Below are 12,459 nucleotides of genomic sequence, written 5' to 3' on the forward strand. Positions count from 1 at the left end.
TTATTTTAAATTAATTTCTACTATACAAAATTATAGTGAATAAAAGTGCTTATTGCCCTGTAATGATTTGATTCAAAAAGGGAACTAAAGACGGAAAACTAGCGGGTTCTGTGAATTTGGTTTTCTTTTCCAATGGGATAGGCATCATTTCGAGGAGTCGAGCACAGATCCATTGAGGACTTTCAAAGTCAGGAGTGGGGTAAAGTGCTCTGATTGAATCGTGTTCTCGAAACAACTCGACAAGAAACGCAGTCACCACGTTCGGCACCTTATAGCTGTGTTGTGGCCAATGAGGCAAAGGGCGGAAATCACTTTTGATTAGGTCATCAGTGTCGCGGAAGGAGGAGTGAAGCTGCACCAACTGTTCGCCTTCAACATCGATTTCCAAGATTTGATCATCGGACATATTGAAATCGACAATAGACACTTTTGTCCCCCAAGAACTCAGACGTTCGGAGTTGGTGTCGTCCTGAGTCGCAATGATGAAGCCGTCTCCTTGCGCAGCATGAGCGACCATTTTCAAATACTTGGGTTCGAAAATACGCAGTCTTTGTCTGCCCCTTGGCAAAATGAATAACGGGAGAGGAAACACCGCAAGCTCTTGAGAAGTCTCTACGGGTGTTTCTGATTCGGTTTCTATCCGTGTGATCTTCTCAGCTGAATTCGGCACATAGCACTCCTTAGTTCATACATGATTGAGTCTGTACGGATTTGATTCGTACGTAATTCAGAGATGTATACGCGTGCTCGTTGAAGTTCGATCAATGTGGGGTGATGTATTGAACAGGAAGTTAGAGAGAGGGAGACATGGTTTTTTGTCGCGTTTATTCGCAATTTAATCGGTTTAACTTTTTTAACTTACGGCATTAGGTAATATGGGTTAAGAATTAGTCAATGGGTAGATAACAAGTGACACGCTTATCTTACGTTGTTTATTTCTTAGTTCTTCTTTACCTGACATCACATCAAAGGAATGGTCATGATCGTTATTTATGGTATCAAAGAGTGCTTAAATCCGATTAAGTTACAGCTTTCTAATGTCTTACAACAATGTTTGAACAGTGAGATGGGGTTACCTGATGACAAACGAGCGCATCGGTTTGTACCATTAGAAAGAGATGATTTCTTTTATCCCGAAGGGCGAACAGAAGCTTATACCGTCATAGAAATCAATATGATGGAAGGGCGAGCGGTGAACACCAAAAAGCGCCTGATTAAGAAGATATTTTCTGAAATAGAAAAGCAGCTGGCCATCTCTCCCATTGATATCGAGATTACCATTAAGGAACAGCCATCGCATTGCTGGGGCTTTCGAGGCATGACTGGCGATGAAGCCCAAGATCTTAAATATAAAGTAAAGGTCTAGGGTTTAAGCTCCTAACTCCTAATACGTAAGACAGAAGGCTTAAGCTAACCTATCTAGTCGTGGTTTTGGAGTTTGATGCCAAAGCCGTTAGATGGGCTGAGTTTGGACATATGAATTTTAGGTAAATGATTCATAGACAATGCCCTAAAGCGACTAGTTTCTTTGTTTTCCGCTGTATGTCACTACAGTTCGTTTGCGACAGTGGCAAGTTTGTTTTAGAGTGCAACTCTTCTCAGCATTTTTAGATTAGTTATGGTTAGAATCAACACGAATTTAATTCAAAAGATACTCATTACACTGCCTTTGTTTTGGATTGTTACCGTTCAGGTGTGGTTAGGTCAGGGGAGTAAGCCTCTTGCGGGTATCACTTTATTGATTGCGGCCTGTTGTGCTCTTTTGTACCGAAAAAACAAGGAGAAGCATGACTGGTTTGAAGATGGCTGGGTGTGGATACTGCTCTTGCTCTCTATTTTTTCCACTATATCTTACGAGTTGCATGGTTTCAGTAGTCAAGAATTGAGGGCAACGTTGATTGCTCTGGTATTTTTCCTTTTTTATCGAAATGGCTTTGTTAAGTTATCAGGTATACAGAACTTATGTTTCACTTCTGTTGTCAGTACAACCGTCCTTGTTGCTTACTATATCTTTTTTCTCTCTGGGGATCGGGGGAGCTTGCCGTCTAATGCTCTTGTTATAGCTTCAATTCAAGGCTTCTCTGTCATTTTATTGCTCGCACTTGGGTGTGTTTCGTATGAAGGGAAAAAGCCCAAAGCAATGGCTATTTTGGCATTTATAGGCTTTCTATCCATGTTTTTGGTGGGGTCAAGAGGGCCTCTACTAGCCGTTATTTTTATTGGTTTAGTTGTCCTATTCAAAATGATGATGCAGCATCGTCAGTACAAGGCGCTGCTTGGTATTAGTGTCATGGTCGTTTTTTCTGTGTTTTTGATGTCGAAATATGACGTGGTAAGTGAACGTATTGACTATAGCTTGCATGAGTACCATGAGATATCACAAGGCAACATGGATACTTCCATAGGCTTAAGATTACAAATGTATCAAGCAGGGTTCGATTTCTTTGTGGATAGCCCCTTGCTCGGCATTGGAGGTGATAAAGAAGCGCAATTAGATAAACTCTCATTCACGCCAACAAATTCGGGTAAGAGATTTATCGTTAATGCGCATCTTCATAACAACTATATTGATAAAGCGGCTTCATCCGGTTTGGTAGGCATTGCCCTTCTTATGCTTAGCCTGATGTACCCTTTGTTTAATTCAAGATACAAGCTATCGCCCATTGTATTGTTACCGGTCGTTTATTTTTCTTTCATGTGTCTATTCGATTCACCTTTCAGGAATGGTGATTTAGCTGTGATGTACTTTGTGTTTATTGGAGTACTACTAAAACTGCAAGTGAGAAAAGAAGCGTAATGAAACCAGCGTATTACGCTAATTTCATTGTGGGTAGTTTTAGTGCGTTTATTGATTTAAGGTTATAACGAACAAATAATGAATAAAAATTTCAGGTATGACATCAATGCATTACGTGCATTAGCTGTCTCAATCGTCGTCATTTTCCATTTTTTTCCGGGTTTTATCACTGGCGGCTTTTTAGGTGTGGATGTGTTTTTTGTCATTTCAGGTTTCCTGATGACAAAAATTATCATGTCGAGTTTGGAAACTAATACCTTCTCATTAAAGGACTTTTATTTAGCGAGAGCAAAACGCATTATTCCTGCCTTAGCGGTTATGTGCCTTGTTGTGTTACTCGTTGGCATTATTTACCTAGACCCTTGGGCGTTAAGAAAATTAGGTAAGCATATTCTCACCAGTGTCGGGTTTGTTTCTAACCATACCTATTTAAAAGAGTCGGGATACTTTGATGTGGCCGCGCAAAGCAAGTGGTTACTTCACACTTGGTCTTTATCCGTAGAATGGCAATTCTATGTATTATATCCTCTTGTTTTAATGGCGACCTACAAGTTATTCGGAGCTAAAGGTGCAGCCGTTGCTATTGGAACGACTCTAATCGGAAGTCTAGCTTATAACTATGCGTATTTAGGGAGCTCGGCTTCTTATTACACATTACCGTCCCGCGCATGGGAACTGCTCGCAGGTTCGGTAGTTGCTTTGAAAAGAGAGCCCATTGAATTCAAAAAATCCAATGTTCAGTTATTGCTGTTAGTTGCTATTGCCTCACTGTTTATATCTCCTTTCATGATCGACAGCAGCACACTTTGGCCGAGTCATGTGACGCTTATTCCGGTCATTGCTACCGCGATAATTCTGCTTTTGAATTTGGACCTCAATTTTACCTTTCATAAATCACGGCTGATACAAGGGGTTGGGTTATGTTCCTACTCAATTTATCTCTGGCATTGGCCTATTAATGTTTTCATTAAAAACCTCACAAATAACACTATTACCCACAATATAATCGGAGTAATGGTTTCGGTCTTGATGGGGATCCTTTCATTTAAGTTCATTGAAAGTTACCGGCCTAAGGAGAGACCCAAAGGCGGTAAATTCTTTTTGAACTATTACCCTCTAGTTCTTGCTTCCTTTATTGCCTTGATAGGGCAGGTTATTTATGAAAGTGAAGGATTACTTTGGCGCCTGGATAAAACACAGCTCGTCATTGCACAAAGTGTCTATGACCGGAATCCACGAAGCGGAGAGTGCCACGTCGAATTTGGACCATCTCCTGAGTGTCACTATGGCTCAGGACCCGTATCCGCGATTGTTTTAGGCGATAGTCATGGCGCATCGATAGTGAGAAGTGTTGAGGCGTCAGCACCTAACGATACATCGGTCATCGACTGGACGAGAAGCGCATGTCCGACGATTTCAGGTATCAAAAGAGTGCTTTCAAGTGGTGAGTTATCAGAAGAGTGTGGGGATTTTGTCTCAGCATCGTTAATTAAAGCTAAAACTAATTACCCTAACGTTCCTGTTGTTGTCATTAACAGAATGGGTGGCTATCTTTATGGTTCGAATGAAGATGGGTGGCAAAGTGAGAACGAAAAGATCAGTTTAATCGCAGGAGATAAAAGGTTTCAGACCAGATCGGAAGAGTACCTGAACTCAATCTTATCCAGTTTTGAAAAGACCATGTGCGAGCTTAGTCAATCTAACCCTGTTTATTTGGTCAAGCCAATCCCTGAGCTTAAGAAAGATGTACCTAAAACTATGTATAAGTATTCGATTTTAAATCAATCTGATATTTCGGTTTCTATTCCTCTTGAAGAGTACCGACAAAGAACCGCATTGATTACGAAATCTTATGAAAAAATCAGCCAAAACTGTCGAGTTACTCTTATAGACCCTGAGCCGATATTTTGTGATGATCAGCAGTGCCTAGGGGATATCAACAATCACCCAACATACGTTGATGACGATCACCTGAATGAATTTGGTGCTGGCCAACTTATTCCTCAATTTCGCGAAAAAATATGGGGTCAATCAGCTCCGTAGGAAATGCTCATTCGCCCTTATTGTTTACACGAAAGAATAAGGGCGTTTCTGTGTTTGGAGCTATTGTGTTGGTCTTAAATGATTCGTTTAGGTAGCGATGTTTAAGATAAATTTCGGTTCAAGTGAACCATTGTGCTATACTCCGCGCCCCAATCCGAATTGGCTTGTTAAATCTTAGGAAATTATTATGAGTGTTAAAAACGAACTTCAACAAATTAACAACCGTCTAGACAAGTGTCGCAACAAGTTAGCGGCTGCTAAAACTCGTAATGATCGTCCTGTTGTTCGTCAATTTGAAGATGAGATTAAGAAGCTAACCAAGAAAATCGCTCAGCTGAAACATAAAGAAAGCTACGATGTGAACCAAGAGCGTAAGTCTCTGGTTGATATGCCATTTAAGCGTGAGATTACTAAGGCTGAACAAGCGGATATGGGTAAACTTAAAAAGTCTGTTAAAGGATTAGTAATTGTTCACCCAATGACCAAGATCGGTAAAGAGCTTCGCATTGAGGTTATGACTGGTTACGCACCGAAAAAATTCTAATTGCCAGTGATGGTGATGAAAAAGGAGCTAGCAATAGCTCCTTTTTGCTTTTTTAGGTATTAAAAAAGCAGAGTCAGCGGTAATAATACTCACGCCGTTTTCAACTTTTTAGAGGTGATTGTTGTCACAAATCCTTTTATCTCCTATAAAAGTTAACGTGCTACTAACATGGCACCAAGTGAACGCAGTAATGTGTTCGCTTTTCGAATCTACAATTTCTCTCCAGTTTGTATAAATATAGGTAGAGCAGCACAGATAATTACAGATAAAACTAGACTCGTTAAGGAAGATGAGAACGTAAAAAAATAGAGGTTATATGAATCAATTAATTTCAATTGGACCACTAGAATCCTTCCTAATCGCGATTAGTGTTTTGTTTCTAGGTCATTTCGTCAATGCAAAGCTTCCTGTTCTCAAAAAGTACAATATCCCAGAGCCCATTGTCGGCGGCTTGATTGTCGCTTTTGCTATTACAGCCCTGCACTTTAACGGCCTTGATCTTGAGTTTTCTTTGCCCTTGCAGAACACATTTATGTTGATGTTCTTTGCAACGGTCGGCCTTGCAGCTAACTACACACAGCTGATGAAAGGTGGTGCCAAGGTATTCCTATTCTTAGGGGTGGCTTCGGTTTACATCATTATCCAAAACGGTGTAGGCGTAACCTTAGCAACGACACTAGGCCTTGAGCCCTTGATGGGTTTGATTGCTGGCTCTATCACCCTTTCGGGTGGTCACGGTACAGGCGCGGCTTGGTCTCAAACTTTTGCAGACACGTTTGGCATTGCAAATACGCTAGAAATCGCAATGGCTTCAGCGACCTTTGGTTTGATCATCGGTGGTATTATCGGTAGCCCAGTGGCGCAAAAGCTGATTGATAAAAACCAGCTTGAATCTGAGTACGGTACTGGCACGCATACGCACGAACGCTTCCCTGAACTTGTTACTTATAACGAGTATGAAGAAGACAAAGTGACGGCGAAGAAGGTGATTGAGGTGTTGTTCATCCTTCTTATCTGTATCACAGGTGCGAAGTACCTAGAGCAGTGGGTGGCGACTTTTGAAATTTCTTGGTTGATGATTCCTGACTTCGTTTACGCGTTGTTTATCGGTGTGTTCATCACTAACGTGTTTGAAGTGACCAAGCTGCATAAGACTGACAGCGAAACGGTCGATATTCTTGGTACGGTGTCATTGTCACTGTTCCTAGCAATGGCGCTAATGAGCCTTAAGCTTTGGAACATCTTTGACCTTGCGATTCCGTTCTTGGTTATCCTTGCGGTTCAGGCGGTGGTGTTAGGTATCTTCTCTTACTTTGTGACGTTTAAAGTAATGGGTTCTAACTACGACGCAGCGGTTATGGCAGGTGGTCACTGTGGTTTCGGCCTAGGTGCAACACCAACAGCGGTAATGAACATGGGCTCTTTGGTGAACCGTTTTGGTCCATCGCCACAAGCCTTCATGGTGGTGCCAATTGTTGGTGCCTTCTTTATCGATATCGTTAACCTGATTATCCTTCAAGGTTACATCTCGTTTATCGGTTAATGTTCGCCTTTGCTTAAACGCGATGAGCTCATCGCACTAAGATGAACACAAGAAAGCCAGTTTGTTGACTGGCTTTTTTATTGCTTGCTTATACTCGAGTTGCTCTAGTATAAGCATCAAATTTTCCCGAATTTGATGTGTATTTTTGCGTTGAATACAGCCGAACATATGTAATGAGTCGACTGCTTTTACACCTTTGTACTTATGATGGTGAACTGATTTGCAACTCCTTTAGTAAAGGAAATGCAGCCTTGATGTGCTCTCCCGTGACAATGAATCCAACCAACTGGTTATCTTCATTGAAGCCTTTGGCGACAATGCCTTTAGGATCGAATCGAGTTTCCCAGCTCTGAGCTGTGTGAATATCGCGCCCTGCCAGCTGAATCGGGTAACTCGGTGTTTTCACCTTGGTGATCATATGAGGCAAGCTGAGCTTTGCATCGCCCACTTTGATCTCGCCTTTATCCTTAGTTAACTGCTTGGCCAACACGTTTGCCGATAAGATTGCTGGCTGCAAATAGGCCATCACGCGCCCTTCAATTTCAGCGCAATCACCAATCGCATACACATTGTTGGCGCTGGTTTTCAGGGTGTCATCGACCACAATGCCTCTGTTGACGTCTATTCCCGCTTGCGTGGCTAAAGCCGTATTTGGCCTTAACCCTGCTGCGGCAATCACTATATCTGCTCGTATTAATCGAGAGGCGGTAGTTTGTAGCCTAACTCCATCGTGGAGGTAAGTCGTTCGACAAATCGCAGAGTCGGTTTCGACGGTAACCCCTGCTTTTGTCAGTTCCCTTTCCAATTCAAGCGAAACGAAAGGTGGCACTAGGTTATTCAATAGATAACTTGCGGGTTCGATAATCGTGACATCTTTACCCGCAGTTTGAAGGTCGAATGCGAGCTCGACCCCAATCAAGCCTCCCCCCACCACAATGATGCGTTGAGCGCGGTCGATCTGAGCTTTGTGTTTATCAAACTCTTCCAAACTATTTAACGTAATGGTTGCGCTGCGTTTAAGCCCTTTCGCTGGTGGTATAAAAGGCGTCGCACCCGTCGCTATTACCAACTTTGAATAGTGGATAGATTGGCCATCAACATGAACACACTGCTGCTCAGTATCTATCTCGCTCACAAGTGCTTTGGTTTTGATGACCACGTTGTACTGCTCAGCCAATTGTTGAGCGTTATGTACTGCCAGTGTTTCCGGCGTTTGTTCCTGACTGAACGCGTGCGAAAGATTCGGCTTACTGTACTCAACCCCGGCATCGGCGGTGATCATGGTAATAGCGACATCTTGGTCAATTTTACGTACCATCTTTATGGTTTGTAGGGCGGCGAAACCACCGCCCACAATAACAATGTTCGACATGCTACTTCTCCACAAACACTTCTTTGCCTAAATGGCATTCAGGGCAAAGGAAATCATCAGGTACTTGCGCCCAAGGAGTTCCAGGTTCGACGCCTTGGTAGGGTTCGCCCAATTGTGGGTCGTACACCCATTCACACACTGTGCAACGCCAGCAAGTGCAGTCTGCACTGTGTGCTGGCTTATCTTGCGCTTCTTCTGGCTTCAGCTCTGTTGCGTCTTTGAGCTCGGTAGTGGTGTTTGCCGGTGCTTGTGTAGCTTCAAGCGGTGTTACATGATGTGATACTTGTTTCGGTGTGCTCACTTCATCTGCTTCTACACGCCAAACCTCGGCCAGTGTTATGCCGTAATCGATACATTGGCGAAGAGCGTCTGTGTCTGGTTTCCAATGGATGTGTTGTGGCGCACTGACTTCAAAGTTGGCTTCACGTAGTCGAGCGTCGATGCGTTTTACCGCGCCGCCTGTCCAACCTGAAGAACCAAATGCAGCGGCTCTTTTACCTGAAAAACGTAAGCCGTGGATCTCTTCTAGTAGTGCAGCGATTTGCGGCATCATCACATTGTTCATGGTCGATGAACCAACAAGCACACCCTTTGAACGGAAGATATTGGCAAGGATGTCATTCTTATCGTGCTTAGAGATATTAAAGACCTTGATTGCTGTTTCTGGGCTGCCTTTACGGATACCTTTTGCAATTGCGTCAGCCATCATGCGAGTGTTGTTCGACATGGTGTCGTAGACAATGGTGATACGATCTTCTTTGTAGGCTTTAGACCACTCGTAGTATTGCTCAACAATTTGCGTCGCGTTGTCGCGCCAAATACAGCCATGAGAGGTGGCGATAACATCGATAGGCACACCTAAGTTCAATACTTCTTCTATCTTCGCTTTCACCAAAGGTGCGAAAGGTGTGAGGATGTTCGAGAAGTAACGCAGACATTGGTCATGAAGCTCGACTTGGTCTAGCTGATCGTTGAATAGGTTCTCATCACAGTAGTGCTGACCGAACGCATCGTTACTGAACAGGATCTCGTCACCAGTGAGATATGTTGCCATTGAGTCTGGCCAGTGCAGCATTTTCATCTCAACAAAGATGAGTTGCTTACCGTTACCGACATCGAGCGTGTCGCCTGTTTTAACGGTTCGGAAGTTCCAGTCTGGCTGGTGGTGATGGCCAACAATAGAGTTAACGCCAGCTTCTGTGCAGTAGACGGGTGTGTTTGGAATTTTGGCTAATAGTGCTGAAAGGGCACCTGAGTGGTCTTCTTCAGCATGCTGACAAATGATGTAGTCGATCTCATTGATGTCGATTTCCATCTCAAGGTTTGCAAGGAATTGTTCAGTAAAGCGATGATCAACGGTATCAACAAGCACCGTTTTCTCTTCACGAATCAGGTACGAGTTATAGCTGGTACCTTTGTTCATGTGGTATTCCTTACCATGGAAGTGTTCTGTTTCCCAATCGTGGACGCCAACCCAGTGAACATTTGATTTAACGTGAATAGTCATAATGATAATACCTTATTTAAATATCTAAGGTCATCATTGCACTAGTTGTGCCATGTTTTTAAGTATCTGTTTTAAATGTGTTTGTTTGGTCTTTGTGTTGTTTGGTGAGTCATTTTGACGCTCTGTATTTTGTGGTTAAAATGAATCTTAGGTGTCTTTATGACTTTGTGGGTTTATAGCGGTTTGGCAAGAAAATTAATGATGTTTGCTCAGAAAGAGCAGGGTGAGGAACCTGTTTCAACAAAGGGGATTATAGCGTAACTCCTGCGCTTCGCGAATTAGAACACGTGGATTGATTAGGTATTGGTGGTCTAAAAAGCGGCTGGAATGGCTAAAGCTGAGATAGAAAGGATGGATGCGAAATACAGACATGAAAAAGGCCAGACGAGTGTCTGGCCAAAACAAGGCAGTGTAATTTAACAGTCTGAAGTGCTGTTGAAACTATATTTTGTAAAACGAAAAAGCGTTTTAAAAATTAAAGCGTTGTAACTGTTTAACGTGTTATAGCTGTTGATTCATTCGTCATCTTAATTAACGCGTTAAAGCGTCGTCACGATTTCATCAAGAGCTAGGCGCGCTTTTGGTTTACCGTGGTTATAGTCTTCGCCGTCTTTGTGGTAGCCGATTGCTAGCGCTACATCAACAACGTGACCGTCTAGTTCGTCAGCAAACTCTTCACCGATCATAGCGGCATCTACGCCTTCCATCGGTGTTGAAGCAATACCAAGACGAGCCAGTGTGTGCATTGTGTTACCTAGCGCGATGTACACTTGAGACTTAGTCCAGTTTCCGTTGAAACCAGTCTCATCTGTGTTCATTTCTGCGAATGCGTAAGCCCCTAAGAACTGCTCGTACATTTCAGCGGGTAGGTGACCAGAGCTTACTTCTGTGTCAGCACGCTTTGCGAATTTCTCTTTAGTGTACTTAGGATCGTGAGCAAACAGGATCGTATGTGACGCTTCTTTCGCATGCGGTTGGTTAAACTGGAACATGTTCTCGAAAGTATTGTGGAAGCGTTGTTTTGCTGCGTCACTCTCAATGATGATGAATTTCCAAGGCTGAGAGTTGATAGAAGAAGCTGACAAACGAAGTGCTTCTTTGATTACTTCCATGTCTTCCGCAGAGATGCGCTTTTCTGCATCGTATTTTTTAGCTGTGTAGCGAGTGTTTAGATCTGAAATGATTGGATGAGTCATGTTGAATCCTAATATCTATCAATATAAATGTTGTAGGGTGTTATGTTCGGTAACGTCAACAATAAACGGATAACGCATTTAGGCTATATCTCTATAGAAGTCGTTTCTAGAACAGTCAGCCTCTAAAAGGCTGAACGCTTAAATGGCTATCGAACATGCCCCAATAAATCGAGTATCTGCGGTAGCTCAAGTTGATGGGTGTAAGATAATAGAAGATTGGCTTGGGAAAAATAGCGAACACATCAAATCACTATGGTTAATAATGTCCATAATGATTTGATTAGTGTGATCTGGATGTGTGTTGGTTTTCGAAAATCAGCCAGTTAGTACGCTTTGATTCCATATTGGCGTAATAAAGAGGGAAGTACACTGTCGAGGTTTGGGATATCTTCAGGGTTAAGTTCAATCAAGCTAAAACCGTGCTCTTGGTAAACTTTCTTGGTCGCATTTCGTTTGTCTTCTTCTATAGGGCCTGAATCTGTTCCCCAGAACTGAATGTATACCTTGCCGCTTGGCAGGTAGAAATCGCTCATTACTTCTTTTGATATCGGGAGCGGACGTTCATAGGCATGAACCACTCCCGCCATATAAAGCCAGTTATCGATGATCAGCTCTCCCTTTGAACGCACATAATGTCCGTCTAAGGTTCGGTGTTTCGCCTCAAATTTCTGACGAAAGCTAGAAAACGAGACATCGGTAGAGTGGCTTTCAGCATCATGCCCTAGAAATTCGACAACAGATTGCTTCAAACGTTTATTGCGAACTAACGAATCGTGCCATACCACAAATAGGTTTTGAGTCGCTTTATCTTCCCTTTGCTCACCGCCTGCTTTTAAGCCTGTTGAGGTGACATGCCAACCATCTTCTTCACGTGTTATCCAACCAAGCTCGCTGAGCAACAGGTTAATTTTTTTTGCGCTAAGTTGAAAGGCACTGCCTAGTTGAGTTGCCGTTAGCGTTTTTCCAGAGAAAGAATCTAGGTCGATGAGTAGTTTTTCTGGCCAGACAATAAAGACACCAAACTTCTTGTGTTCGACATACTCCCCACCAAAGCTTTCGCCTCGTTCTGTGAGTACCCAACGCTCCTGTGAACGCACGATATAGCCAGCTGTTTTCAAATCACTGAATAGAGCCTTTGCTTCTATCCCTTTTTGTTTGGCTAGTGCTGATGTGGAAATCTTGTCTGGCATAGTCTGTTTCTCAATTAGCAGTAGAACTGCTGATTAATGTTGAGGGGCTGTTGTATAGAATAGGGAAATACAATAACACAACTGTTGATACTAACTGCAGTTCACTGGTCCATGTTTTTAGTGAGTATTCGCTCTCATTTTGAATGTTAAGCAAAATGTCGCCTAATTTGTAATTAAATTACAGTTTTAGGATTTTTACCCATCTTGGTGCATATTTATTATTCGTGACACGATGTTCTTTTATACGGGTTATATAGATCTCAGATG

10 protein-coding genes are annotated in these 12,459 nt (G+C 42.7%); 5 read left to right on the top strand and 5 right to left on the bottom strand.

What is annotated here, in order from left to right:
* Positions 1-49 precede the first annotated feature (49 nt).
* Entirely contained in the window at positions 50-670 is a 621-nt protein-coding gene (locus AB4180_RS09775) for an LON peptidase substrate-binding domain-containing protein (protein WP_102248805.1), read from the bottom strand.
* Between the two features lie 309 nt (positions 671-979).
* On the opposite strand from AB4180_RS09775, the gene AB4180_RS09780 reads away from it, so the two are divergent.
* The 5 genes from AB4180_RS09780 to gltS all read left to right on the top strand — a co-directional run bounded on the left by AB4180_RS09780 (position 980) and on the right by gltS (position 6,927).
* On the top strand, positions 980-1,366 hold the full coding sequence (locus tag AB4180_RS09780; protein ID WP_017070218.1) for a tautomerase family protein: 387 nt from the start codon (positions 980-982) through the stop codon (positions 1,364-1,366).
* A gap of 252 nt (positions 1,367-1,618) precedes the next feature.
* The gene (locus AB4180_RS09785) at positions 1,619-2,797 is read left to right on the top strand and encodes an O-antigen ligase (protein WP_017097806.1); all 1,179 of its coding nucleotides are present in this window, start codon (positions 1,619-1,621) and stop codon (positions 2,795-2,797) included.
* A 78-nt stretch (positions 2,798-2,875) separates the two neighbouring features.
* The gene (locus AB4180_RS09790; RefSeq protein WP_017097805.1) at positions 2,876-4,840 is read left to right on the top strand and encodes an acyltransferase family protein; all 1,965 of its coding nucleotides are present in this window, start codon (positions 2,876-2,878) and stop codon (positions 4,838-4,840) included.
* Between the two features lie 187 nt (positions 4,841-5,027).
* Positions 5,028-5,384, top strand: a complete 357-nt coding sequence (locus tag AB4180_RS09795) for a YibL family ribosome-associated protein (RefSeq protein ID WP_009846095.1) — start codon at positions 5,028-5,030, stop codon at positions 5,382-5,384.
* A 316-nt stretch (positions 5,385-5,700) separates the two neighbouring features.
* Positions 5,701-6,927 carry a sodium/glutamate symporter gene (gene gltS, locus AB4180_RS09800; RefSeq protein WP_102248806.1) on the top strand — a complete coding sequence of 409 codons (1,227 nt, stop codon included), beginning with the start codon at positions 5,701-5,703 and terminating at the stop codon, positions 6,925-6,927.
* Between the two features lie 202 nt (positions 6,928-7,129).
* On the opposite strand, the gene norW is transcribed toward gltS, so the two are convergent.
* The 4 genes from norW to AB4180_RS09820 all read right to left on the bottom strand — a co-directional run bounded on the left by norW (position 7,130) and on the right by AB4180_RS09820 (position 12,192).
* Positions 7,130-8,299 (bottom strand): NADH:flavorubredoxin reductase NorW, encoded by a 1,170-nt coding sequence (gene norW, locus AB4180_RS09805; protein WP_017097803.1) that lies wholly within the window; start codon positions 8,297-8,299, stop codon positions 7,130-7,132.
* 1 nt (position 8,300) lies between these two features.
* The gene (gene norV, locus AB4180_RS09810; protein ID WP_102248807.1) at positions 8,301-9,806 is read right to left on the bottom strand and encodes an anaerobic nitric oxide reductase flavorubredoxin; all 1,506 of its coding nucleotides are present in this window, start codon (positions 9,804-9,806) and stop codon (positions 8,301-8,303) included.
* Positions 9,807-10,345: 539 nt separating this feature from the next.
* A complete protein-coding gene (locus tag AB4180_RS09815) occupies positions 10,346-11,002 on the bottom strand; it encodes an NAD(P)H-dependent oxidoreductase (RefSeq protein WP_009846099.1) in 657 nt (218 codons plus the stop codon).
* A 323-nt stretch (positions 11,003-11,325) separates the two neighbouring features.
* Positions 11,326-12,192: a hypothetical protein gene (locus AB4180_RS09820; protein WP_009846100.1), complete on the bottom strand. Its 867-nt coding sequence runs from the start codon at positions 12,190-12,192 to the stop codon at positions 11,326-11,328.
* Positions 12,193-12,459: the final 267 nt, after the last annotated feature.

It is taken from the genome of Vibrio sp. 10N.286.49.C3, from assembly GCF_041469545.1.
GTDB lineage: Bacteria > Pseudomonadota > Gammaproteobacteria > Enterobacterales > Vibrionaceae > Vibrio > Vibrio tasmaniensis_A.

Coding starts and splice junctions, on each gene's coding strand:
- AB4180_RS09780 (WP_017070218.1), top strand. CDS start 980: ATGATCGTTATTTATGGTATCAAAGAGTGCTTAAATCCGATTAAGTTA.
- AB4180_RS09785 (WP_017097806.1), top strand. CDS start 1,619: ATGGTTAGAATCAACACGAATTTAATTCAAAAGATACTCATTACACTG.
- AB4180_RS09790 (WP_017097805.1), top strand. CDS start 2,876: ATGAATAAAAATTTCAGGTATGACATCAATGCATTACGTGCATTAGCT.
- AB4180_RS09795 (WP_009846095.1), top strand. CDS start 5,028: ATGAGTGTTAAAAACGAACTTCAACAAATTAACAACCGTCTAGACAAG.
- gltS (WP_102248806.1), top strand. CDS start 5,701: ATGAATCAATTAATTTCAATTGGACCACTAGAATCCTTCCTAATCGCG.
- norW (WP_017097803.1), bottom strand. CDS start 8,299: ATGTCGAACATTGTTATTGTGGGCGGTGGTTTCGCCGCCCTACAAACC.
- norV (WP_102248807.1), bottom strand. CDS start 9,806: ATGACTATTCACGTTAAATCAAATGTTCACTGGGTTGGCGTCCACGAT.
- AB4180_RS09815 (WP_009846099.1), bottom strand. CDS start 11,002: ATGACTCATCCAATCATTTCAGATCTAAACACTCGCTACACAGCTAAA.
- AB4180_RS09820 (WP_009846100.1), bottom strand. CDS start 12,192: ATGCCAGACAAGATTTCCACATCAGCACTAGCCAAACAAAAAGGGATA.